This window comes from Butyricicoccus sp. OF10-2, assembly GCF_003481925.1.
Classification (GTDB): Bacteria; Bacillota; Clostridia; order Oscillospirales; family Butyricicoccaceae; genus Agathobaculum; species Agathobaculum butyriciproducens.
Genome location: NZ_QUMC01000004.1, coordinates 117,182 through 140,077, shown reverse-complemented (window position 1 = coordinate 140,077; position 22,896 = coordinate 117,182). Strand labels below are relative to the sequence as shown.

The 22,896-nt window shown below is 56.0% G+C and carries 19 protein-coding genes and 4 pseudogenes; 4 read left to right on the top strand and 19 right to left on the bottom strand.

Annotated elements, in window-relative coordinates; all coding sequences use genetic code 11:
- Positions 1-77: 77 nt before the first annotated feature.
- Positions 78-1,004 carry a hypothetical protein gene (locus DXB00_RS04045; protein WP_118285535.1) on the top strand — a complete coding sequence of 309 codons (927 nt, stop codon included), beginning with the start codon at positions 78-80 and terminating at the stop codon, positions 1,002-1,004.
- A 269-nt stretch (positions 1,005-1,273) separates the two neighbouring features.
- Here the strand turns inward: DXB00_RS04045 and proS are convergent, their stop codons facing one another.
- From proS to DXB00_RS03955, 19 genes and pseudogenes are all read right to left on the bottom strand, one after another.
- On the bottom strand, positions 1,274-2,713 hold the full coding sequence (proS, locus tag DXB00_RS04040) for a proline--tRNA ligase (RefSeq protein WP_110436840.1): 1,440 nt from the start codon (positions 2,711-2,713) through the stop codon (positions 1,274-1,276).
- A complete protein-coding gene (locus DXB00_RS04035; RefSeq protein WP_158578308.1) occupies positions 2,713-4,482 on the bottom strand; it encodes an S-layer homology domain-containing protein in 1,770 nt (589 codons plus the stop codon). Before DXB00_RS04035 ends, proS begins: the two co-directional genes overlap by 1 nt.
- Positions 4,483-4,576: 94 nt before the next feature.
- Positions 4,577-6,333 (bottom strand): annotated as a pseudogene (gene thrS / locus DXB00_RS04030) (threonine--tRNA ligase).
- Positions 6,334-6,785: 452 nt separating this feature from the next.
- On the bottom strand, positions 6,786-8,042 hold the full coding sequence (locus tag DXB00_RS04025) for a methionine gamma-lyase family protein (protein ID WP_118729475.1): 1,257 nt from the start codon (positions 8,040-8,042) through the stop codon (positions 6,786-6,788).
- Between the two features lie 107 nt (positions 8,043-8,149).
- Positions 8,150-8,422, bottom strand: coding sequence for a hypothetical protein (locus DXB00_RS04020; protein ID WP_119214557.1), 273 nt, complete (start codon positions 8,420-8,422; stop codon positions 8,150-8,152).
- 94 nt (positions 8,423-8,516) lie between these two features.
- Entirely contained in the window at positions 8,517-8,942 is a 426-nt protein-coding gene (locus DXB00_RS04015) for a hypothetical protein (RefSeq protein WP_119214556.1), read from the bottom strand.
- On the bottom strand, positions 8,939-10,087 hold the full coding sequence (gene wecB / locus DXB00_RS04010) for a non-hydrolyzing UDP-N-acetylglucosamine 2-epimerase (protein WP_118729473.1): 1,149 nt from the start codon (positions 10,085-10,087) through the stop codon (positions 8,939-8,941). Before wecB ends, DXB00_RS04015 begins: the two co-directional genes overlap by 4 nt.
- Positions 10,080-11,168 (bottom strand): MraY family glycosyltransferase, encoded by a 1,089-nt coding sequence (locus tag DXB00_RS04005; protein ID WP_117491700.1) that lies wholly within the window; start codon positions 11,166-11,168, stop codon positions 10,080-10,082. The genes wecB and DXB00_RS04005 overlap by 8 nt, the downstream gene beginning before the upstream one ends.
- 18 nt (positions 11,169-11,186) lie before the next feature.
- Positions 11,187-12,196 (bottom strand): annotated as a pseudogene (trpS, locus tag DXB00_RS04000) (tryptophan--tRNA ligase).
- Positions 12,197-12,467: 271 nt separating this feature from the next.
- Positions 12,468-12,716 (bottom strand): U32 family peptidase C-terminal domain-containing protein, encoded by a 249-nt coding sequence (locus DXB00_RS17000; RefSeq protein WP_243107153.1) that lies wholly within the window; start codon positions 12,714-12,716, stop codon positions 12,468-12,470.
- Between the two features lie 114 nt (positions 12,717-12,830).
- A pseudogene (locus tag DXB00_RS16995) lies at positions 12,831-13,492 on the bottom strand (peptidase U32 family protein); the annotation flags it as partial.
- A 199-nt stretch (positions 13,493-13,691) separates the two neighbouring features.
- Complete coding sequence (mltG, locus tag DXB00_RS03990) at positions 13,692-14,945, bottom strand: endolytic transglycosylase MltG (RefSeq protein WP_118729471.1); 1,254 nt, start codon at positions 14,943-14,945, stop codon at positions 13,692-13,694.
- A 24-nt stretch (positions 14,946-14,969) separates the two neighbouring features.
- The gene (locus DXB00_RS03985; protein WP_118285527.1) at positions 14,970-15,860 is read right to left on the bottom strand and encodes a CPBP family intramembrane glutamic endopeptidase; all 891 of its coding nucleotides are present in this window, start codon (positions 15,858-15,860) and stop codon (positions 14,970-14,972) included.
- Entirely contained in the window at positions 15,847-16,419 is a 573-nt protein-coding gene (locus tag DXB00_RS03980) for a 5-formyltetrahydrofolate cyclo-ligase (RefSeq protein ID WP_118729470.1), read from the bottom strand. Before DXB00_RS03980 ends, DXB00_RS03985 begins: the two co-directional genes overlap by 14 nt.
- Positions 16,406-16,957 carry a DJ-1 family glyoxalase III gene (locus DXB00_RS03975; RefSeq protein ID WP_118729469.1) on the bottom strand — a complete coding sequence of 184 codons (552 nt, stop codon included), beginning with the start codon at positions 16,955-16,957 and terminating at the stop codon, positions 16,406-16,408. The genes DXB00_RS03980 and DXB00_RS03975 overlap by 14 nt, the downstream gene beginning before the upstream one ends.
- A 14-nt stretch (positions 16,958-16,971) precedes the next feature.
- Entirely contained in the window at positions 16,972-17,772 is an 801-nt protein-coding gene (locus DXB00_RS03970) for a GNAT family N-acetyltransferase (protein ID WP_118729468.1), read from the bottom strand.
- Positions 17,773-17,777: 5 nt separating this feature from the next.
- Entirely contained in the window at positions 17,778-18,644 is an 867-nt protein-coding gene (locus tag DXB00_RS03965) for a DUF2156 domain-containing protein (RefSeq protein ID WP_158581252.1), read from the bottom strand.
- 69 nt (positions 18,645-18,713) lie between these two features.
- Positions 18,714-19,483, bottom strand: a pseudogene (thyX, locus tag DXB00_RS03960) (FAD-dependent thymidylate synthase).
- 5 nt (positions 19,484-19,488) lie between these two features.
- Positions 19,489-20,226: a WecB/TagA/CpsF family glycosyltransferase gene (locus DXB00_RS03955; RefSeq protein WP_117751751.1), complete on the bottom strand. Its 738-nt coding sequence runs from the start codon at positions 20,224-20,226 to the stop codon at positions 19,489-19,491.
- A 332-nt stretch (positions 20,227-20,558) separates the two neighbouring features.
- Here DXB00_RS03955 and DXB00_RS03950 point away from each other — a divergent pair, with 332 nt between their 5' ends.
- The 3 genes from DXB00_RS03950 to DXB00_RS03940 all read left to right on the top strand — a co-directional run bounded on the left by DXB00_RS03950 (position 20,559) and on the right by DXB00_RS03940 (position 22,774).
- Positions 20,559-20,807, top strand: a complete 249-nt coding sequence (locus DXB00_RS03950) for a phage holin family protein (RefSeq protein WP_117555065.1) — start codon at positions 20,559-20,561, stop codon at positions 20,805-20,807.
- Between the two features lie 195 nt (positions 20,808-21,002).
- Positions 21,003-22,058, top strand: a complete 1,056-nt coding sequence (locus DXB00_RS03945; RefSeq protein ID WP_119214555.1) for a type IV pilus twitching motility protein PilT — start codon at positions 21,003-21,005, stop codon at positions 22,056-22,058.
- Between the two features lie 131 nt (positions 22,059-22,189).
- Positions 22,190-22,774, top strand: a complete 585-nt coding sequence (locus tag DXB00_RS03940; RefSeq protein WP_118729464.1) for a helix-turn-helix domain-containing protein — start codon at positions 22,190-22,192, stop codon at positions 22,772-22,774.
- The last annotated feature ends 122 nt before the right edge of the window (positions 22,775-22,896 follow it).

Here is a 22,896-nt window from a genome sequence, read left to right as displayed (position 1 = left end):
CTTAATGTAACACCCCGGAAAATCTCCGAATAGATTGATACTGAAGTTGCTTCAATTTTTGTTTGGAGGTAATATACATGGCTGAAAAAGTTTGCTGCCCGGGTCCTATCGGCGGCAATAACGGCAACAGTGCAGGCGGCTTCCGCGAAGCGGTCTGCGTCCACACCAAAAAGGTTTATGACTCCTGCCGCAGTAAGGAGTGCCTGCGTGACATTCGCGTGTATCTCACCCGCGATGCGCAGGAGCTGATCAATGCCGGCGGCATTGCATCTGTAAAGCCACGTGAAGCAGAACTGCTCTGCGTTTCTATTGATGTTGAGCGGATTCAGTTTAATCGAGGTTTCTACAGCGTTGATATCCGCTTTTTCTACCGCATTGAATGTGAAATCAGCTGCGTAATCGGTCGTCCGCGTATCGTGGACGGTCTGGCGGTATTTGACAAACGCGTTGTACTGTTCGGCGGTGAAGGCGGCGCGCGCATCTTTTCCTCGCAGTATATCGAGGACGGCCGCGATGTGCAGCTGCGGCCTGACAGCAACAAGCCGACTGCAGTCGTAGAAGTCGTTGATCCGATCATGCTGGACGCGCGTGTGGTAGCGCCGGAAACCAGCTGCAACTGCTGCTGCTGCGCTCTGCACGAAGTACCCCGTTCAATCTGCTCGTGCTTCGGCGGTGACGATCTCGTGCTCAGCAACGATGGCTATCAGCTGTTCGTAACCCTCGGTCAGTTCTCGATCATCCGGCTCGAGCGCGACATCCAATTGCTCATGCCCGCTTACGACGTATGTCTGCCGCGGCGCGACTGCTCGAACAGCGGTGTCGGCGGTGAGCAGGACCCGTGCGAGATCTTCTCGAGCTTTGACTTCCCTATCGACGCCTTTTTCCCGCCGCAGAGCGACAAGGCAGGCTGCCTGTTCACCGGCAGTGCCGGCGTAAATGACAATCGCAGCGGCTGCGGCTGCGGCAATAACAATTCCTGCAGCGGCAATAATTCCTGCAGATAATCATCTTTACCCGTTTACGCGCAGCAGTTGACATGCGGCTGATGGATAGCGTACAGCTCGAGATACTCCGGTTCGGGTCTCTTGACCGAAACTATGAATGTCAATGAATATTTGAGCCGCTACTTGTGTTACTATCAGAACCAGTAAATAGCCTTTCACTGCCGCACAAACCGTTCGATCTGCTGAAAAATTTCTCTATTGGTGCAAAAAGTCCCTCATCGACTGATGAGGGACTTTTCCTGTGCAGTTTTTTGGTTCTGAGACTTCGCTTAGTACGCGATGCCCCAGACAACCATCTTGTTTGCAGGCTTGCCACAGACCGGACAGGTATCTGCGATGTGCTCCTGCTCGAACGGCATGCAGCGGCTCGGCATACCGGTCTCTTCCTTGACCTTCTCCTCGCAGGCGAGGTCGCCGCACCACATGGACTTGATAAAGCCGGTGTGCTCAGCAAGGATGGACTTCATCTCGTCAAGAGACTTTGCGGTATAGGTATGCGCCTCGCGGTTTGCGAGCGCCTTCTCATACAGCGACTTCTGGATATCCTCCAGCAGTGCCGGAATGGTCTTTTCGAGATCCTCGAACTTAACAACGGTCTTTTCGCGGGTGTCGCGGCGAACCAGTACGCACTGACCCTCAGCGATATCGCGCGGACCAACCTCCAGACGAAGCGGAATGCCCTTCATCTCGTACTCGGCAAACTTCCAACCCGGGGTATTGTCGCTCAGGTCGATCTTGGCACGGATACCCGCTGCCTTGACCTGCTCGTACAGCTCGGTTGCCTTCTCCTTGACGCCTTCCTTGTGAGCCGCAACCGGAATAACAACCAGCTGGGTCGGAGCGATGCGCGGCGGCAGAACCAGACCCTCGTTATCACCGTGCGTCATGATGATCGCGCCGATGATACGGGTGGAAACGCCCCAAGAGGTCTGATACATATACTGCAGGGTGTTGTTCTTATCGGTGTACTGCATGCCGAATGCGCGTGCAAAGCCATCACCGAAGTAGTGCGAGGTACCGGACTGCAGAGCCTTGCAGTCGTGCATCATAGCCTCGATGGTGTAGGTATTCTCTGCACCGGCGAAGCGCTCCTTCTCGGTCTTTTCGCCCTTAACGACCGGAATGGCCAGCCATTCCTCGAAGAACTTCGCGTAGATGTTCAGCATGCGCAGAGTCTCTTCCATAGCCTCCTCAGCGGTAGCATGAACGGTATGACCCTCCTGCCACCAGAACTCACGGCTGCGCAGGAACGGACGGGTGGTCTTTTCCCAGCGGACAACCGAGCACCACTGGTTGTACAGCTTCGGCAGGTCGCGCCAGGAGCGAACGATCTTTGCGTAATGCTCGCAGAACAGCGTCTCCGAGGTCGGACGAACGCACAGACGCTCCTCCAGCTTGTCGTTGCCGCCGTGTGTTACCCATGCACACTCCGGCGCGAAGCCTTCAACGTGGTCGGCTTCCTTCTGCAGCAGGCTTTCCGGGATAAAGATCGGCATTGCCACGTTCTCGTGACCGGTCTCCTTGAACATGCCGTCCAGCGTGTGCTGGATGTTCTCCCACAGCGCCTGTGCGTACGGACGCATGATGATACAGCCCTTTACAGACGAATAATCGGCCATTTCAGCCTTTTTAACAATATCTGTGTACCACTGCGCGAAGTCCACGTCCATGGACGTGATCTCGCTGACCAGCTTTTTCTTTTCTGCCATTATTCTTCACCTTTCTGGTTCGCAATAATCTTATCTATTTTCTCTTGTTCGTTTTCCAGCGCATCGTTGCCCCAGATGTAGAATACATCATCGGTTGCCGACCGAACGGTAATATTTCCGTCTTTCAACAGGCAGGTATAGTGTCCGCTTCTATGGCCCTCTGTCGGAATAGCGATTGTGAAGCGAACAGCACCGCTTTTGACCGTCTTTACCTCGTCGATCAGAATGTCATCGAGTGTTGCAAGCGTGGTCTGCGTTCCATCCGGCGCGATACGCACGAGCATATCACCGGCCATGTATCCGATACCATCCGAATAGTATTCCGTCCGCTCAGATTTATCGCAGGAAACAGCATAATAAGCCCCATCGGCATCCTGCTTTACGCCGATGACCGGAGAGTCTGTCACCTGTACCAGACGGCCGTTCTCTTCGCGGTACAGCCCGGCTGTGCCCCAGAACAGCACACCGTCACTGCCAAATATCTGCGGTGCAAAATGCTTGCGCACCTCGGCATCATCCGACTGATACGCATTCGAGATGGTATAGCGGTCTGTCTTTTGACCGTCCCAGTTATACGCCGTCAGCACGGTCTCGTCCGCCGTACATTTCTGCGTAACAGTCATGCCGTCATCCGTCAGCCGGCAGATACCCGCTGCCACGCCCAACGGCTCCACCCCTGTTTCAGTGAGCTTATAACTGGTCGTCTCGTCCGTGCAGATGATGCAGCCGTGTGCGCTCTGATAAACAGTGCGTTCTGCCCGCTGCTGCTGTGCTTCGGTCAGAGTCAGTTCGGTTTTGACCGTATCGCTGCGTACCGAGCACAGCGAATACGTTTCCGTTTCCTTGTTGAATATCAACAGATAGTCGGTTTCTCCGGCGCTGCCGAGATATTCCACAGAACTTTCTTTCGGCAGCGAGAGCACTTGCGTCAGCGCCATCGTCTTGCTGTCCATGAAGTACAGGATCAAGTCCGACTGCCTCATATCACTCTGCGCATAACGGTCTGTACCGCTGACAGGCTGCACGCCATCAATCGGACACTGCGCCACTGTCACATCTGCAATCTGGCAGACGAATGGCGAAGCAATCAGGTTCCATTTGCCATCGTACTGGTAATCATTGCTGTAATCACGCGGCAGAACGTCCCATGCCGCATTTTTGAACTGTTCCGCCGTGAAAACGCCGTCGTCGATCAGCTTTTCCGCCACACTGCGGTCGCTTTCATCGCCATTTTTCGCGTAGTTCGTACTGAGCAGCCGCGCCGAGAGCGAAACCGCATCTCCGCGGATAAAGCCCTCCTCATCCGTCTGCCGTACCTCATCGTTATCGACAAAAGCCGTACCCTGATAGCTGTCCGCATCCAAATGTGCCCGCGTCAGAAAAATGCAATACTGGTCGCAGGTGACATTGCGCTGCGAGCCGTACAGTGTCGCGGAAACGCCCTTGGTCAAACCATTCTGATACAGCCAGCCGACGTATTTGTCCGCCCACTGCGGTACATCGGTAAACGGATGCTTCCAGTTTCCTGCCAGCGCGGTCTTTTCTGCGCCAAGCAGGCGGGTCAGCATCACCGAGGCCTCTGCGCGGGTCATGGATTTCTCCAGCGCAAAGCCCTTGTCGGTGCCTTTAAACAGCCCGAGATCGTAAAGCATCCGCGCCTGCGCTTCGGTATCGCCGGGATAGCTGTTGTTGATCGTACCAACCTGTGCCGCACCGGCGGCACAAGTCATCAGACCTGCCATCAGACACGCGAAAACAAATTTTTTCATGTTGCACCCTCCCTGCATACATGACAAAACTCTATGTACCTTTATTCTATTGTGACGGAGAACGGAATACTGCTTCCGCTCTCCGTTTTGCTGCTTACTTCAGCTTATTCTCAACCTCATATGCGAGCTTCTCGATAAACTCGCCGGTCTCCATAGCGGTGGTCTCGCCGGTCTTGCGGGTACGAACCGAGATAACACCCTTTTCCTCGTCCTTGTCGCCAATGACGATCATATACGGAACCTTGTGAACCTGTGCTTCGCGGATCTTATAGCCAATCTTCTCGTTACGCTCGTCCATGGTTACGCGGAAGCCCTTATCGGTCAGCTGCTTAACAACTTCCTGTGCGCACGGAATATTGCGGTCGGTCATCGGCATAACGCGAACCTGCTCCGGTGCCAGCCAGGTCGGGAATGCGCCTGCAAAATGCTCGGTGATAACGCCGATGAAGCGCTCAATAGAGCCGAGGACAACGCGGTGGATCATAACCGGACGGTGCTTCTCGCCGTCTGCGCCGGTGTACTCAAGCTCGAAACGCTCGGGCAGCTGCATATCCAGCTGGATGGTGCCGCACTGCCAGGTACGGCCGATGGAGTCTGCCAGATGGAAGTCCAGCTTCGGGCCGTAGAACGCGCCGTCGCCCTCGTTGACAACGCCTAGTCCTTGCCAATCTCAGTAATCGCTTCTGCGAGGGTCTTTTCCGCAAACTGCCAGTCCTTGAGGTCACCCATGTGATCCTCCGGCATGGTAGACAGCTCGATCTGATAGGTCAGACCGAAGGTGGAGTAAACCTCATCGAACAGACGGACAACGTTCTTGATCTCGTCCTTCATCTGGTCCCAGGTCATGAAGATGTGCGCGTCATCCTGCGTGAAGCAGCGCACACGGAACAGACCGTGCAGTGCGCCGGACAGCTCGTGGCGGTGTACAAGACCCAGCTCGCCGACACGCAGCGGCAGCTCCTTGTAGGAGTGCGGCTGAGCCTTGTAGACCAGCATGCCGCCCGGGCAGTTCATCGGCTTGATTGCGTAATCCTCGTCGTCGATGACGGTGGTGTACATATTCTGCTTGTAGTGATCCCAGTGACCGGAGCGCTCCCACAGCTTACGGTTGAGGATCATCGGAGTGGAGACCTCAACATAGCCGTAGCGCTTGTGAACCTCGCGCCAGTAGTCGATCAGGGTGTTCTTGAGGGTCATGCCGTTCGGCAGGAAGAACGGGAAACCGGGGCCTTCCTCGGTCAGCATGAACAGGCCGAGCTCCTTGCCCAGCTTGCGGTGGTCGCGCTTCTTCGCTTCCTCCAGCATGTTGAGGTACTGGTCGAGTTCGTCCTTCTTCGGGAATGCGGTGCCGTAAATACGCTGCAGCATCTTCTTGGAGGAATCGCCGCGCCAGTAAGCGCCGGTAACGTTCATCAGCTTGATGCCGTTGCCCTTTACGCGGCCGGTGGAGTCCAGATGCGGGCCTGCACACAGGTCAGTGAACTCGCCCTGCTTGTAGAAGGAAATGGTAGCGTCCTCCGGCAGATCGTTAATCAGCTCTACCTTGTACGGCTCCTCGCGCTCTTCCATGAACTTGATGGCTTCCGCGCGCGGCAGCTCGAAGCGCTCAAGCTTCTCCTTTTCCTTGCAGATCTTACGCATCTCTGCCTCGAGAGCATCGAGGTGCTCCTGCGTGAAGGAAAACGGCGCATCAAAATCGTAGTAGAAGCCGTTGTCGATGGACGGACCGATGGCCAGCTTGACCTCCGGATACAGGCGCTTTACTGCCTGCGCGAGAATGTGCGATACCGTGTGACGGTAGGTGTCTCGGTATTCCTTGTTCTCAAACGTGTACTTGTTATCTTCGGACACTTTTATTCAGACCTTTCTTGTGAATTAGTAGTTAGTAATTACTAATTAGATGTAACACATTACATTTTGCTGCACAGCAACAAAAAAGCGCTCACCCCTGGTAAATTCAGGGGTGAGCGCTTGCCCACGGTTCCACCCTGCTTGCAGCCCTTGCAGGACTGCCGCTCGGAGTTCTTAACGCGAACGACACGGCACAGCATACTGCGTTTTTCCGCTGTGCGGCTCGGGAATCGGTACTGTTTTCTCCGCATTGCGTGTGCTTGCAGCCGTGGCGCACGCTCTCTGCCAAATGCTTTTCGGAAAACAGGATTTCCGTCATTGCCTATAACTTAATAAATACAGACTTATTATAACGCTCATATCCGCACTTTGTCAACCGATTTCGCATGAAAAATGAGGAATTGAAAAATGCAGAATAGCATCATTCTCCATTTTCCATTCTCAATTCTCCATTACTGTGCCTTTGCCCTGGTAATTTTATCCGCAGCAAGCAAAATACCCAGCTTGCCCGATTCATACGTCAGGCCGCCCTGCATATAGCAGACATACGGCTCGCGCATCGGTGCATCGGCGGAAAGCTCAATGGACGCGCCCTGCACGAACGCGCCTGCAGCCATGATAACCTGATCATCATAACCCGGCATTGCCCACGGCTCCGGCGTTACATAGGAATCGACAGGCGCACCGGCCTGAATGCCCTCACAGAAGCGGCGCAGCGGGTCAGGCGCACCGAACGCGATGGTCTGGATGATGTCGTAACGCGGCTCCTCTGCCTTCGGGCTTACCTCGTAGCCGAGCTTTTCCATGACCTTTGCGCAGAACATCGCGGTCTTGATGGCCTGCATGGTAACGTGCGGCGCCATGAACAGGCCCTGATACAGCAGCCGGTTCTGACCCATCGTGCAGCCGCATTCACCGCCGATGCCGGGTGCGGTCAGCTTATAGGAGGCGTTCTCGACCAGATCCGCACGGCCTGCAATATAGCCGCCGGTCGGGGCCAGACCGCCGCCCGGGTTCTTGATGAGCGAGCCTGCGATGATGTCCGCACCGACCTGCGTCGGCTCGATCTCCTCGGTGAATTCGCCGTAGCAGTTATCGACCATGATGGCCGCAGTCGTATTGACCTCACGCACGGTCTTGCAGATTTCGCCGATTTCCTCGACGGAAAGCGTCTTGCGGACGCCGTAGCCGCGGCTGCGCTGAATGAATACCAGCTTGATATTCTCATCTGCCGCCGCTGCCTTGATGGCAGGCAGGTCAGGCTCGCCGTTCTTGAGGTCAACCTGCTTGTAGCCGATGCCGTAGCTTTTCATACTGCCGCAGTAATCGCCGGTGATCGTGTTCTGCAGCGTGTCATACGCCAGTCCGGTGACGGACAGCACGGTGTCGCCGGTCTTGACGGCGGAAAACATCGCGCAGGACAGCGCGTGTGTGCCGTTTACAAAGCCGATGCGCACGAGTGCTGCCTCGGTGCCGAAAATATCGGCGTAGATCTTGTCGAGCGTGTCACGGCCGTAGTCGTCGTAGCCGTAGCCGGTCGTACCGGCAAACAGGTTGTCGGATACACGGTTCTTCGCAAATGCCGCCAGCACCTTCTCGGTGTTGCGGTCACAGATCTCCTCGAGACGCTCGAAATACGGACGGATCTCGCGTTCAGCCTCACGGCCGAGCGCACGAATCTCCGGTGAAATCTTAATATATTCAGACATTTATGTGCAATCTCCTTCTATCAGAGTGAAGAGTGGAGAGTTAAGAGTGAAGATAGCGAAACGGTTTCGCTGTCTCTCCACTCTGCAATCTCCACTCTCCACTTTTTCTATATAACGCTTTCGCCGTCCGGCAGCGTAAACAATTCACTGTCCGGCGTTTCCGTGCTGATCTCGCTGACGGTGACTTTGCGCGTCAGGGTATCGCCGTCATAGAACGACGCCTGCGCCAACAAACCGCTGACCGTTGAAATGCCATATACACAGCGGTAGCCGTCCTGCTCAAATGTAACGACAATACACGGTTCACCGTTAATGTCCTGCCGACCGGCAGCAGTCAGCTGTACTTCATCAGCCAGAACATCCTCGTAAGTCGGCAGCATAGCAGCTGCATCATCGGTAAAATCGCCGGCTTTGCCTGATATGCAATGCTGTCCCCTGCATTCCACGCATACACCTTGCCGTCCGGAACGCGAATCAGCGTAGACTGCACCTGATTGTCACTACCGAGTGTATCCGTGCGCATAACATTATCCCGCGCATAGCATGGCAGTACAGAGCCGCCGAGCCGCCATCATAGTAGATCGTGTTCTCGATCCTGCTGCTGTATGCTGTCGGACGTGCGAGCGTCGCAATGACGGTCTTGGCGTTATTGATATCGATGGTAATATCATCCACGCTCTGCCCGGTGAGCAGCGCACTGCCTGTGCCAACCGTTGGCGAATCGCCCTCACTGCCGGGCAGGATAATGCCGGTGCTGCTGCCGTGCATCCAGCCGGAGGACAGCACAAAGCTGAGCACCACCAACAGCACGAGCACGGTAGCGCCCGCAGCCGCAATCTTCGGCGTAGTGTCCGGCAGATAGTGTTTCGGTGTGTGCTTCTCTTTTTTTACGGGTTTCACGGGTTAAACGGAGCCGGACCGTCCTCGCGCAGACCAAAATACTGCTCGATCGCCTGCACGATACGCTGCGAGGTCTTTCCGTCGCCGTACGGATTGACAGCGTGCGCCATTTTTTCGTAAGCGTCCTTATCGTCGAACAGCTCGCGCGCGAGCTTAACGATATTGGCCTGCTCCACGCCTGCCAGCTTGACCGTACCTGCCTCGATGGCCTCCGGACGCTCGGTCTCGCGGCGCAGCACCAGAACCGGCTTGCCGAGGCTGGGCGCCTCCTCCTGCAGTCCGCCGGAGTCGGTCATGATGAGATAGCAGCGTGCCATCAGGTTATGCATCTCGTCCACGGCCAGCGGATGGATGAGGTGAATGCGGTTATTGCCGCCGAGGAATTTCTCCGCAGTCTCGCGGACATACGGGCTGAGGTGCACCGGATAAACGAAATGTACATCCGGGTATGCCTCGCTCAGCTCGGCAATGGCGCGGCAGATATTCTCCATCGGCTCGCCGTAGTTCTCGCGGCGGTGCGCGGTAACGAGGACAACGCGGTTGTTCTCAAAATCCAGCGTCTTGAGCTGCTCATCACGGAACTCGAAATCCGGCTTTACGGTCATGTGGATCGCGTCAACAACCGTGTTGCCCATGACAAACACGCCGTCTGTGATACCTTCCTTCGCAAGATTATCACGGTTGCGCGGAGTCGGCGCAAAGTGCAGCGTTGCAATCTGACCGGTCAGCTTACGGTTCACTTCCTCCGGGAACGGGCTGTACTTATCATAGGTACGCAGACCGGCCTCTACATGACCGACCGGCACCTTGTGATAGAACGCCGCAAGCGCACCGGCAAAGGTGGTCGAGGTATCACCGTGGACGAGCACGATGTCCGGCTGTGCCTTTTCGAGCACCTCATCCAGACCGTGCAGGCTCTTCTCGGTAATGGTCGCCAGCGTCTGACGCGGCTGCATGATATTCAGGTCGTAATCCGGCTTGATGTCGAAAATATCGAGCACCTGATCGAGCATCTCACGGTGCTGCGCGGTAACACATACAATGGATTCGGTGTTTTCATTCTGCTCGAGCGCGTGCACCAGCGGCGCCATCTTAATGGCCTCCGGGCGGGTGCCGAAAACCGTCATTACCTTGATTTTATTCATCGTCTTTATCCTCCTTGTTTTCGGATGCGTGTTTGCTCCAGTGCTCCGCACCGTAAATGATGCATGCACCTACCAGAATTGCAGCCAAAACCGCCAGCAGCAGCACGATCGCCTTAACCTCGCCGGACGAGGTGAGCACCACGGCGGTAAGACCGAGCGTTGCGCTGATAGCGTACAGAATAGCAACCGCCTGCTTCTGGTTGAAGCCCATATCGATCAGCTTGTGATGCACATGGCCGCGGTCCGGACTCATCGGACTTCTGCCTGCCGCCACACGGCGGATGATGGCATTGGCTGTATCGAAAATCGGCAGGCCGAGAATCAGGAACGGCACCGCAAACGAGATGACTGCGTAGAATTTGAACAGACCCATGATGGACACGGTTGCCAGCATGTAACCGAGGAAGGTCGAGCCGGTGTCGCCCATGAAGATCTTAGCCGGGTTGAGGTTGTACGGCATAAAGCCGATGCACGCGCCGGCGAGCGCCGCCATCGTGATGGCAATCGGCATGTTGCCGGTCAGCAGCGCAACAGCAAGCATGGTAATCGCCGCAATGGACGAAACACCGACCGCAAGTCCGTCCAGACCGTCAATCAGGTTTACCGCATTCGTGATGCCGACAATCCAGATAATCGTGACCGGCACTGCCAGAATGCCGAGATGGACAAACGGCGTATCCGACAGCGGATTCAAATTGGTGAACAGACCAATCTGCAGGTCGCCGATGCAGACCGGAATAGCTGCCGCTACAATCTGCACCACGAATTTCAGCTTGGCGCCGAGCGCCAGCACATCATCGAAAATACCGAGTGCGACAATGATGGCCGCTCCGAGCAAGACGCACAGCATGGTCTCATCGAGCTGCCCGAAAATCAGAATCGAACACAGGAAGCCGCCGTAAATGGCCAGACCGCCCAGCCGCGGGATCGGCTTTTTGTGCATGCGGCGTGCATCCTTCGGCACGTCGATCGCGCCGACCTTATGTGCAAAATTCTTGACCGGCGGTGTGAAAAAATAGCTCAGCACGGCAGCTACGGCAAACGCTGCAATGATCGTGCCGATGACAATATATTCAGACATGGTTTACTCCCTTTTGGCTCAGCGTGCGACAAAGCCTACCTTTCGATAAACCTTATCCAGCGTTTTGCGCGCCAGATAAGAGGCCTTCTGTGCGCCCTCCTTGTAGACCTGCTCCAGATAATCCTTGTTGTTCAGCAGATCGGTGGTCTTTTCACGAATCGGACGCAGCAGCTCGACAACGGCCTCGCCGACTGCGGGCTTGAACTCACCGTAGCCCTTGCCGTCAAACTCGGCTGCCGCCTGTTCGATGGTCTTGCCGGTCGCCAGTGCGTAAATCTGCAGCAGGTTGGAAACACCCGGCTTGTTCTGCGGGTCAAAGATAATGCGGGAATCCGAGTCGGTAACCGCACGCTTGAACTTGCGCATAATATCCTCCGGCTTGTCCATCAGCAGGATGTAGCCGTTCGGATTCGGGTCGGACTTGCTCATTTTGCTGTTCGGGTCAACCAGGCTGGTAATCTTGGCACCCTCGCCAACCTTCGGGTAGTAGCCCTCCGGAATGGTAAAGGTGTTCGGATGCAGATTGTTGAAGCGGTTTGCAATGTCGCGGCAGATCTCGATGTGCTGGCTCTGATCCACGCCAACCGGAACAAGATCGGTCTGGTACAGCAGAATGTCTGCCGCCATCAGAACCGGATAGGTGAACAGACCGACATTGATGTTGTCCGCATGCTTGGCGGATTTGTCCTTGAACTGGGTCATGCGGGAAGCCTCGCCGAACATGGTGAAGCAGTTGAGCACCCACGCCAGCTCCGCATGCGCGGGCACATGGCTCTGGATGAACAGAATGCTCTTTTCCGGGTCCAGACCGCAGGCAATGTACTGCGCGATCAGTTCAAGCGTTGCACGGCGGAGCGCCGCAGGCTCCTGCCGGACCGTGATGGCGTGCTGATCGACCACGCAGTAAATGCAGTTGTACTGCTCCTGCAGGATTGGGAAATTGCGGATAGCACCCAAATAGTTACCCAGCGTCAGCTTGCCGGACGCTGCACGCCGGAGAAAATCGTTTTCTTCTGGTTATCGCTCATGTATATACTTCCCTTGCTTAGAATTTTTCGGTTCAATTCACCCCGAAAGGTTTCCATACTTAATTGTAATGATACCACAATTTATCATACGTTGCAACCATTCATAAAAAGGCAGGAGATAAGAGGCAGGAGAAACCATGCCGTAGAGGCGAACCGTGTTCGCCTGTTCAAGCGATTTGCAAGGGGGCACCGCAAAAGGGCGCACAATGTGCGCCCCCTACGGTAAGCCGGCACGCAGGAAACTCCTGCCTCCTAACTCCTCATTGATTGTTTACTCCGGCCGTTCCTTGACCTTCCGCAAAATGGCCCACTCGCTCACCTTGAACGGGAACGCAAAGTTTACGCGCATCTGCGGCACGTTGAACAGCTCACGCTTCGTGCCCTCGTCATCAGTGACGTTCTCTGCGCGGAACACATACGGCGCCTGACCCGGCTGAATCAGCTCCAGCTCTTCCCCATCGAAAAAGCGGTTCTTGAGTGCGAACACGGCTTTGCCGCTGTCGTCACACTCGACCGGCATGCCGACAACCTCGTACTCGCGGATATACTGGCTGTCGCCGTAATGCTGTCCGTTTTCCTGATTGCCGAAGTAGAAGCCGGTGTAATACTCGCGGTGGCTGACCTTATTGACCTCATCGCGGCAGAACTGCGGCAGAACAAAGTTTTCCGGGTCCTTTTTATAGGTGTCGATCGCGGCACGGTATGCACCGGTGACACAGGCTGCATAGTACGCAGTTTTGTTGCGGCCCTCAATCTTGAACGAGGTAATACCGGCCTCGATCAACTCCGGAACGTGCTCGATCATGCACATATCCTTGGAGTTATACAGGTAGGTGCCGCGTCCGTCCTCCTCGACCGGGAAGAACTGCCCCGGACGCTTCTCCTCCATCAGAGAGTAATTCCAGCGGCACGGCTGTGCGCATGCACCATGGTTGGCGTCACGGCCGGTCATGTACTGCGAGATCAGGCAGCGGCCGGAGTACGAAATGCACATAGCACCATGAACGAGGCCTCAATCTCGAGTTCCTTCGGGGTTTTTGCACGGATTTCGGCGATCTCCTCAAGGGAAAGCTCGCGCGCGAGCACGATACGCTCGGCGCCTTCATCCGCCCAGTAGTTTGCCGCCTCGTGGTTAAGGATACTGGTCTGGGTCGAGATGTGCACCGGAACCTTGGGCGCGTATCTGCGCGCCATGCGCAGCACGCCTACGTCCGCGATGATGAGTGCGTCCGCGCCTGCGTCCTGCAGCAGCTCCAGATAGGCCGGAAGTGCCGGAAGGTCGCGGTTGGACGGCATAATATTAACTGTAATGTAGCACTTGACGCCGTGCGCGTGCGCGTAGGCAATACCCTCGCGCAGCGCGTTATCGTCAAAGTTGGTTGCAGCGGCACGCATGCCGAAGCGCGTTCCGGCCATATAGACCGCATCCGCGCCGTAGGCAATGCCAAACCGCATTTTGTCCAGATCGCCTGCGGGCGACAGTAATTCAGGTGTGTTATTCACCGTTTGCCTCCGTTGTCGTCGTATCTGCCGAAGCGTTTGCAGCCTGCGCCTGTGCCTGATTAGAAGCCTCGATGTTGCGCTCGTGCTCCTCATAGCTGCTTGCAAACAGGTGCGAGCCGTCCGGCATAGCAACGTAATAGTAGTAATTGTTGTCCTCCGGATGGCTTGCTGCGTACAGCGAAGCATAACCCGGGTTGCAGATCGGTCCGGGCGGCAGACCCTCGTGGTTGTACAGGTTGTACTCGGAATCCGATTTGAGATCCTCGTCGCTCAGCTTGCCGCCGGTGCGTCCCAGACCATACAGAACGGATGCATCCACCTGCAGATACGGGAACTCGGAGGAATTGTTCAGACGGTTGTAGATAACGCCCGCAATGCGTGCGCGCTCATCGTCGCGCTGTGCCTCACGCTCGACAAGAGAGGCGATCGTGACAATATCGTGCATCGAACGGCCGAGGTTCTCCGCGCCGGACTTGATGTCCGCGTCATACTTGTTGCCGAAGTTGTTGAGCATCTTGTTGATGGTATCGACAACCGCAGCGTTGCCCTTGTATACCTCATAGGTATCCGGGAACAGATAGCCTTCCAGCCAGCCTTCCGCGGCCGGTTTTTCATCCTCAAGGAAATCGTGCTTGAAGGAATAGTCATTCAGCACCTCATCCAGCGCATCCTCGGTGCAGATATGGTTGTCCAGCAGCACCTGACGGATCTGCGAGATGGAATAACCCTCCGGAATGGTAATCTGCACGGTCTCCGTGCTTGCGGTGTTGGCCAGCGCATCTACGATCTGACCGTAGTCCATCGACGGGTTCAGCTGATAGGCGCCTGCCAGAACCGAGGTATCGGTCTGGTGCTTGAGCGTCAGATACAGCTTGAACACCGAATGATAATTGATAACGCCCTGGTCGTCCAGCTCCTTGGCGAGCGAGGATACCGAGGTGTTCTCCGAAACCGTGATTTCCTTGACCGCATCCGCCTTGACAAAGGCAAAAATGTCGTTTGCCATGAACAGCGCGGCAATCGACAGCACCAGCGAAACGCCGACTACTGCGATCATGTACACCATCGAGCCTGCACAGCCTGCGTTCATCTGGCGGCGGCTGCGGCGGCGTTTGGGCTGCTTCTGCGGCTGCTCCGGCTCCCGATCGTCATCGAAATGCTCCGGCGTGAACTGCTCAGGCACCGGCGATTCCGAACCCGGCAGCGGTACGCGCCGCGTTTCATCGTTGTTAAAATGATTATCCATAATTCACCTCTCTGCGGGTCGGCCTCAGCCGATCCAGTAATTCAGAATGATTTTACCGGCAAATGCCAGCACGAACACAATAAATCCGGGCTCTTTCACCAGCAGCCACAGGTCGTACCAGCCGGCGCTGACCTCAAAGTGCGGAATGGAACCGCGCGCCAGCATTTTTCCCAGTGTGTCCAGCGTTAAGAACGCGAACAGCAGGAAAAAGAGCACAGTCAGCGGCAGCAGGATGTTCCAAATGCCGAACGGTGCATAGGTATCTGCTATCCACTGCATCACCACGGTGACAAATGCCGCCGCAGCATGGGAAAGTACCGCCGCCCATACGGTATCAAACACATAGGTCAGATAGGTAAACGCCAGTCCGGCGCAGAAGCCTGCCGCCAGATCAAGCGGACTGCCGTGCAGCAGTGCGAACACGATGCCGCCGAACAGCAGGCACGCCGAGGTACCGACTTCTTCACCGTACACGCTGAACAGTGCACCTCGTAAATAGAGCTCCTCGACCAGAGCTGCTATCACAACGCCGATCAGCAGCCGCCATGCAAACGACATACCGCCGAGCGGCATCGGCAGGGATGCAATCGTCAGCCGGAGACCGGTATGCGCCAGCAGACGATATTCCAGCATGTTCAGGCTGAGGGCGGCAAATGCGGTCGCCGCGCCCATAAACAAAATGAGCAGCCAGCCGCCCTTACGCGGCATTTTGAATGCAAGACGCTGCTTAAAGCGCTCCCGATCCATACCGGGCAGCGCCATTGCAAGCGCCAAACCGAAGCACACGATCTCACCGAGCGCCATCAGCGACGGCGGCAGATTGAAGTGCGTGATCAGCTTTTCCATGCCTGTCAGCAGGCAGAAGCACACAAACAGGCTGAGACCCGGCAGCAGTGTGCGTTTATCTTGATTCATCGGTGCGCAGCACCTCTCTTTCGGTGATAATGTAATGACAGCAGCGGTCGAACGCCTCGTGCGGCAGGGCTGCGCTCATGCGCTGCGATGCACACAGCGCCGCACAGACCGCGTTTGTCCGGCTGAGGAACCGATCATAGTAGCCGCCGCCGTAGCCGAGACGGTACCCTTTTCTGTCGCACGAGAGCGCAGGCGCAAGAATCAGGTCGATGTTCTCCGGTGCAATCTCAGGCGCCGTGTCGGACGGCTCCAGGATACCGTAGTGACCGGTCTGCAGCTCGGAGAGCGCGGTGATTTTCCGCGCGGTCATGCTGCCTCCCTTGCCGCACAGCGGCACGCAGACCGTCCTGCCGGACGCAAGCGCGTTTTCGAGCACCGTACGGGTATCAATCTCCTCAGCAGTCGAAACATAGCAGAAAATGCAGTCTGCCTGCTGATAGAACCCACTTTGCAGAATGTTCTGTGCAATACCGCGATCAATCGCCTGCTTTTCCTCAGCGGACAGGCTTGCCCGTTCCGCAAGATATCGCCCCCGCAGCGTTTTCTTATCCGTACACATGATGTACGACCGACTCTGCGATCTCGTCCGCCTTGGCCTTGCCGCACAGCGCGGTAATCAGCTCGCACGCGAAATCCAGTGCGCCGCCGACGCCGCAGCCGGTGATGATCCTGCCATCGGTGACTGCGTTTTTCTTTTCCGGGGTCGAACCCTTCATGCCGTCCTCCATGCCCGGATAGCAAGTGGCTTTCTTGCCCTCGAGCAGACCCATGCCGCCCAGAATGATGGACGGAGCCGCGCAGATTGCCGCAACGTACTTGCCTGCATCTGCCATCGTGCGAACCGCATCGGTGACGCGCTTGTCCGCGTACAGATTGGTCGTGCCCGGCATGCCGCCCGGCAGAACGAGCATATCGGCCTTTGCAAGGTCAACCTCGTCCATGGACAGGTCGGTTACGACATTGATGCCGCGTGCACCGCACACGGTTGCACCGGTCACACCGACCAGCCTGGTCTCCACGCCTGCGCGGCGCAGAAGATCGACCGGAGTCAACGCCTCGACTTCCTCGAAGCCCTCTGCCAGTAATACATATACCATGTTTGTCACACCTTTCAGTTGAGCATTAAATTCATATATCCAGCGGTTTCATCCGCTTTCTCATGCCATTTGCATACGCCGAGTGCAGTTTCCGCGCCGATCTCCGTCACGGCGAGCATATCGCGCCGCAGCACGTCCAGCAGACCCTGCAGCTGCGCGTCATCTGCACCGAGCAGCTCCTGCGCATTGTCCTCCCAGCAGAACGCATAGCCGGTGAGCGTTCCGTCCTTGAACCAGCCATACACGCCCGCGCCGAGCGTGTCGAACAGCGCAAGCTGCGCGTTCCAGTACGCCTTGTCCCGCTCGATGCGGCATTTCGGCACCAGTTTGTCATACAGCGCCGCCAGTGCAGGCACATCCGCCGAGGTCAGCCGCCGAGGCGCTTCGCGCTCCCCTGCCGTGCGGATAATCTCCCGGCGGGAAATATGGAAGAACGGCTCGTAGCCGAACGGTTTGTAAAAATCAAACAGCCACTTTTCTGCCGGAATGAGCACGGACGCAATGCGTCCCCCTTGCCTGTCCAACTCGAACGAGCGCTCGAGCAGCCGCGCCATATAACCCTTGCGGCGGTGCGCCGGGTCGGTACACGCGCCGTAGATATACGTCACCTCGCGGGATACGCCGCCCACCGTCATGCGGTACGGGAGCATCTGCACCATCGCCACGAGCGTTTCACCCTCGAGATACAGCAGCGTATATTTCTCTTTATAGAAGTGCGCGAAGAAGTAGTCATTGAAGCCGCCCTCATCCGGAAAACAGGTTTCCCAGAGGGTGCGAACGGCAGGAAAATCTCCTTTTTCGGCAAATCGCATCATTTCAATCAACCTTTCGGTGTTGCCACATATTTCACGCCGCGCATCACCGGATAATAGGACTTCTTCGCCTTGCGCAGACCCTCGAGTCCCAGATCCTCCTCGCGGTTGACGTATTCCACATCATTGCAGTTGCGCTGTACGAACTGCTGGTTGATCATCTGGTACGCGCCCTGAATCGTGTGGTCGGCCTTTTCAATCTGTACCACGAACATATCCGGCGTAGCCTTGCAGCCGAATGTGAACGCGATAACCTCGCCGTCCAAGCGGAGCAGTCCGCCGCGCAAATTCAAGTAGTCAAAGTTGTGGAGTGCCTGCACGATTGCGCAGGTCTCGCCCTCAAAGTCGCGCTCGCGTGCACAGCCGTTCAGGTTGCACCAGTGCACATGGAAGGCGAACGCATCCTTGCTGTTTTCCCGGGTCATGTCCTCGTAGCTCCACCGCCCCTCATAGGCGGTCTTGAAGCGGTTAACGAGGTTGCGCTTGCTCTGCAGCTTTTTGCCGGACAGCGTGCGCAGCTTTTCCGCGAGGTAGATATAATCGTCACCGTCCTCGCTGTCATGCGCGAACGTGAACTTGCCCGGACGAACGGCTTCGATACGCTCGATCATCGGCTCAGCGACCGAGACAATGACGAACGGAAGACCGCGTTCAGCGGCATCCTGCTCGAGCGCATCCAGCGCAGCGCCGAGGTCGCCCTGACCGACAGGCGCAAGATAGCAGTCGTGTCCGCCGTCCAACGGAGACATTTTCACCAGCATAAAGCCGTCTTTGAAGCAGATCTGCGTGTTGTAGTGGCCGCGCCACATGAAAAGATCGACAAAGCAGCGCTCGCACAGATGATAGTTGTAATGCGAGCCGCAGTGCTCGACCATTGGTTTATCTTCTAAAGTAATTTCTCTAAACGGTAACATATAATACCTTTCTCAAGATTGATTTGGGGGTTACTTGCCCTCGCGCAGCGCCTGATAGTGCGCGCGCACTTCTGCGGCCTTGCCGCAGGACATTTTGCCCTCTGTGCAGACACCGTCCACGCAGGCCGGTCCGCAGTGACCGAACAGCGTCGGCGCAACAGCGTATACCTGCCTGTACATCTCCTCGGCAAGCGCACGGATCTCCCACTGGGCGCGATTGCAGCAGCGCAGGCGGAAAAAGTTCTTGAGGCTGCGGGCGTTCGCCGTCATGACAATGCGAGTCGCGCAGGCGTTCGGCAGAACGTAGCGTGCGTCCTCAATGGCGTGCTTTTCAGCCTTGCTGCGGGCGGTCTTCTCCGGAACGCCCTGCTCGAGCAGATCCTTGAGATAGCCTTCCATCAGCGCGGCCGTCAGTTCCTCGTAGGTGCGCTGGTCGTCCTCCATCGCCTGAATGAATTTTGCCCGGCAGCCGGAATTTTATCAATCTCCGGCGGAACAACATACTCGAAGCCCTTCTCACGCACATAGCGCTGGCTCTGTACCGAGAACGATGCAATGCGGTGGCGCGTGATCTGTGCCAGCAGAGAACGTGATACACCCTCGATTGCAAAGGTGAACGACACATGCTCGATCGGGCTTTCGTGGCCGATCTCGGAAAGCATGTTGACAAAGCTCTCGGTCTTTTCCTCGGTCAGACCATCCAGCACGCTGTCAACGTCCGTGGAGGAATAGCAGTTCTTTGCTGCAGCCGCGACCAACTTTTCCGGGTCCGGCGTGTAAGCAAGCAGTTTTACTTTCATTCTTGTCACTTCCCCTTTCTGCCAAACAGCCGTTCCTTGATAACGATGAGCAGAAATTTCGGCAGCTTCATCATACGGCCGATACGGCTGGGCTGCTTGAGCAGGCGGTAAAACCACTCCAGACCCAGCTTGATGAAAATATCCGGCGCGCGCTTGGCAACGCCTGCAAACACATCCAACGAGCCGCCGAGACCGCAGAACAGTGTGCTGTGGATATCGTCCATGTTGTCCGCGATAAATTTCTCCTGCTTGGGCGCACCCAGACAGACGAACACAACATCCGCACCGCCTGCGGCGTTGATGCTGTCAACAACCTCCTGCGGGTCGGAGAAATAGCCGTCATGCGTGCCGGCCAGCACCAGTCCTGGATACTTTGCACACAGGTTCGCACCTGCTTTTTCGGCAACACCGGGCTTCGCACCCAGCAGATACAGGCGCATGTTCTCCTTGGCCATCGCGGCAACAAGGCTCTCGGCAAATTCAATGCCGGCTACCTTGCCCTGCAGCTTTTCACCGAGGATCTTCGCAGCATAGATGATGCCGATGCCGTCCGGCAGGACAAGCGTCGCATGGTTGACAACGCCCATGAATTTTTCGTCATGGCGGCAGAGATCGACAATCTCCGGATTCGGGGTAACAACGTAGCCCTTCTGCCGGGAACGGATCTTGCTCATTGCAAGCTCAACAGCCTGCTGCTTGGTAACGGCGTGAAATTGCACGCCCAGAATAGAAGCAGTATTCATCTTCGTATCTCCCATATTTTCCAGCCTTTTATTTGGCGGTAAACATTCCTAATCTATTGTATTATACAGCAGCAGACTAAAATCTGCAAGTCCAGCTTGCAGAGAGTGAGAAGTAGATAGCGATAAACGTATCATGCAGGGTGGGCTGCCCCCGGCCCGCCGCCTGTAAGTACGTGCAGATCGTTGCGAACGGCGGCATGAGGTCATGCCGCCCTGCGATATGCCTTGGCAAACATCGTTCTCTTTCCGCATAGGCTGTTAAGGGGAGGTGAACCCATGGAAGAACTGACGCAGTATATCAAGGCGGATTTCGCGGTTCTGGTGGCGGTTTTATACTGCATCGGACGCGGACTCAAGGCAATACAGCGGTTTCCCAATCAATTTATCCTCTGGCACTCACGTTCTGCGGGATTGGACTGGCCTGTCTGTCGGTCGTATCGCGCTATGCCAGCTACGGCAACTGGGCAGCCGCTCTGTTTGAAGGTGTTGTGCAGGGTGTCCTATGTGCGGGCATGTCGGTCTATCTGAACGAAGTCATAGCGCACTGCAGTTCAAATAAAGGAAACGACCCGCCGAAATAACACGCGAAAACAAAAGAAGAACGCATAAGCATTCTCGCAGATTGTCGAAAAAACAAAGTTTTTCGACGGTCTCAACGGCTTCGGTTTTCCGAAGCCGTTTTCATTTATCCTTACTTGCAGCGGCAGGCAATTTGCGGTACAATACCCATATAAACTCTGTCCCCTGCTTTGGGACACCAAGGAGAGAGACACGCCTTGTACGATTTACAAACTCTGATTTTTTACGCCAAGGAGAAAAACACCTCCGATGTGCATTTAACCGTTGGTCTCCCGCCGATGCTGCGTATCGACGGTGAGCTGCGTACCCACGGTGACGTACCTCTGACCGAGCAGGATGTGCAGGATGCGGTGCAGCAGCTTGCGGATGAGCATCAGCTGCACGAGCTGAAAACCATCGGCGAGTCCGACTTTGCAGTGACGTTTGCCGATTCCGTGCGCATGCGCTGCAATCTGTTTCGCCAGCAACACCACACGGCGCTGGCGCTGCGTCTGCTGCCGATGGAAATCCCGACTGCGGAGCAGCTTCGCCTGCCGGATATCATTATACAGCAGGCCGAAAAGCCGCGCGGACTGGTTATCGTGACCGGACCGACCGGCTCCGGCAAAAGTTCCACACTGGCGGCACTGATCGACCACGTCAACCGCACCGCGGCACGCCATATCATCACGCTGGAAAACCCGATCGAGTATGTACACCCGCGCATTCGCTCAATGATCAACCAGCGTGAAATCGGTGCGGATACGGACAGCTTCGCAAGTGGCCTGCGAGCAGCTCTGCGGCAGGACCCAGACGTTATTCTCGTCGGTGAGATGCGCGATCTGGAGACCATTTCGACCGCTATCACGGCTGCTGAGACCGGTCACCTTGTATTCGGCACACTGCACACCAAGGGAGCTGCCGGTACGATCGACCGTATCGTAGATGTATTCCCACCAGAGCAGCAGGAGCAGATTCGCATTCAGCTTGCCGAGGTGCTTGAGTGCATTGTCTGCCAGACGCTCATACCGCGCACCATGGGCGGCCGCGTAGCCGCATTTGAGATTCTGACCGGCACCCCTGCCGTGCGCAACCTGATCCGCCAGAACAAGTCGTATCAGCTCATCAGCACCATGCAGACCGGCCGCAATCAGGGTATGATGCTGATGGACGATTCGCTCGGTGAACTCGTCCGCAGCGGAGAGGTCCGCATCGACGATGCCGCCGCAAAGGCAGCCGACCCGGAAGCGTTTCCGCAGTCTGTCTTCCGATAAGACAGCAAATCCCGCGTTGAATTTCACGCGGGATTTTTATGTTTCCATTCTCAATTTTCCGCAACTCTACGGAGCGTTCATTGTATTCTCCTCCGTTTTCCGTATAATAGAACGCAAGGGAGGTGATCCGAATGGATCAGGTAAAAACCGGCAGACTAATCCGTACAATGCGGACAAAACTGGGACTGACACAGCTTGCGCTGGCTGAACAGCTTGGCGTCAGCGACAAGGCGGTATCCAAATGGGGGCGCGGCGGCGGTGCTCCCGACATCTCGCTCCTCCCGTTGTTATCACAGGCTCTCGGCGTGGACACCGAAGCCCTGCTGAGAGGCGATCTGGAGGAAAACGATATGACTAACGGCAATATGAAGAAAATGCGGTTTTACCGCTGTCCGACCTGCGGCAATCTGCTGTTCTCGACCGATGACGCAGATGTGACCTGCTGCGGTGCAAAATTGACCAACCTCGTTATGCACAAACCGGACGAGGAAAATGCACTGCAAATTGAGCACAGCGACGGAGAATGGTATATCACCGCACCGCATGAAATGCACCGCGAGCACTATATCTCGTTCGTTGCATTTCTCAGCGGAGACACGATGATCGTCAAAAAGCAGTACCCGGAATGGGGATTAGACGTGCGTCTGCCCTATATTCGACACGGCATGCTGCTGTGGTACTGCACGAGGGACGGACTGTTCTATCAGAATATCTGAGCAAAGGCAGGGTAACCTGCCTTTTTCTCATTTTGCAGGAGGCTTTTGGCAATCCTTCATTTTTGGTTATATTTTTCATAAAATCGACTTGCTTTTTTATGAGGGCAATGGTATAGTCAAAG

Excerpts from the sequence above, each read along its gene's own strand:
- DXB00_RS03965 (WP_158581252.1), bottom strand. The coding sequence starts at position 18,644 with ATGGTCGAGCACTGCGGCTCGCATTACAACTATCATCTGTGCGAGCGC.
- DXB00_RS04025 (WP_118729475.1), bottom strand. The coding sequence starts at position 8,042 with ATGTCTGAATATATTAAGATTTCACCGGAGATTCGTGCGCTCGGCCGT.
- DXB00_RS04020 (WP_119214557.1), bottom strand. The coding sequence starts at position 8,422 with ATGCTGCCGACTTACGAGGATGTTCTGGCTGATGAAGTACAGCTGACT.
- mltG (WP_118729471.1), bottom strand. The coding sequence starts at position 14,945 with ATGGATAATCATTTTAACAACGATGAAACGCGGCGCGTACCGCTGCCG.
- DXB00_RS03985 (WP_118285527.1), bottom strand. The coding sequence starts at position 15,860 with ATGAATCAAGATAAACGCACACTGCTGCCGGGTCTCAGCCTGTTTGTG.
- wecB (WP_118729473.1), bottom strand. The coding sequence starts at position 10,087 with ATGAATAAAATCAAGGTAATGACGGTTTTCGGCACCCGCCCGGAGGCC.
- DXB00_RS03940 (WP_118729464.1), top strand. The coding sequence starts at position 22,190 with ATGGATCAGGTAAAAACCGGCAGACTAATCCGTACAATGCGGACAAAA.
- DXB00_RS17000 (WP_243107153.1), bottom strand. The coding sequence starts at position 12,716 with ATGCCGGTCGAGTGTGACGACAGCGGCAAAGCCGTGTTCGCACTCAAG.
- DXB00_RS03975 (WP_118729469.1), bottom strand. The coding sequence starts at position 16,957 with ATGGTATATGTATTACTGGCAGAGGGCTTCGAGGAAGTCGAGGCGTTG.
- DXB00_RS03970 (WP_118729468.1), bottom strand. The coding sequence starts at position 17,772 with ATGATGCGATTTGCCGAAAAAGGAGATTTTCCTGCCGTTCGCACCCTC.
- proS (WP_110436840.1), bottom strand. The coding sequence starts at position 2,713 with ATGGCAGAAAAGAAAAAGCTGGTCAGCGAGATCACGTCCATGGACGTG.
- DXB00_RS03955 (WP_117751751.1), bottom strand. The coding sequence starts at position 20,226 with ATGAATACTGCTTCTATTCTGGGCGTGCAATTTCACGCCGTTACCAAG.
- DXB00_RS04035 (WP_158578308.1), bottom strand. The coding sequence starts at position 4,482 with ATGAAAAAATTTGTTTTCGCGTGTCTGATGGCAGGTCTGATGACTTGT.
- DXB00_RS04005 (WP_117491700.1), bottom strand. The coding sequence starts at position 11,168 with ATGTCTGAATATATTGTCATCGGCACGATCATTGCAGCGTTTGCCGTA.
- DXB00_RS04045 (WP_118285535.1), top strand. The coding sequence starts at position 78 with ATGGCTGAAAAAGTTTGCTGCCCGGGTCCTATCGGCGGCAATAACGGC.
- DXB00_RS03980 (WP_118729470.1), bottom strand. The coding sequence starts at position 16,419 with ATGTGTACGGATAAGAAAACGCTGCGGGGGCGATATCTTGCGGAACGG.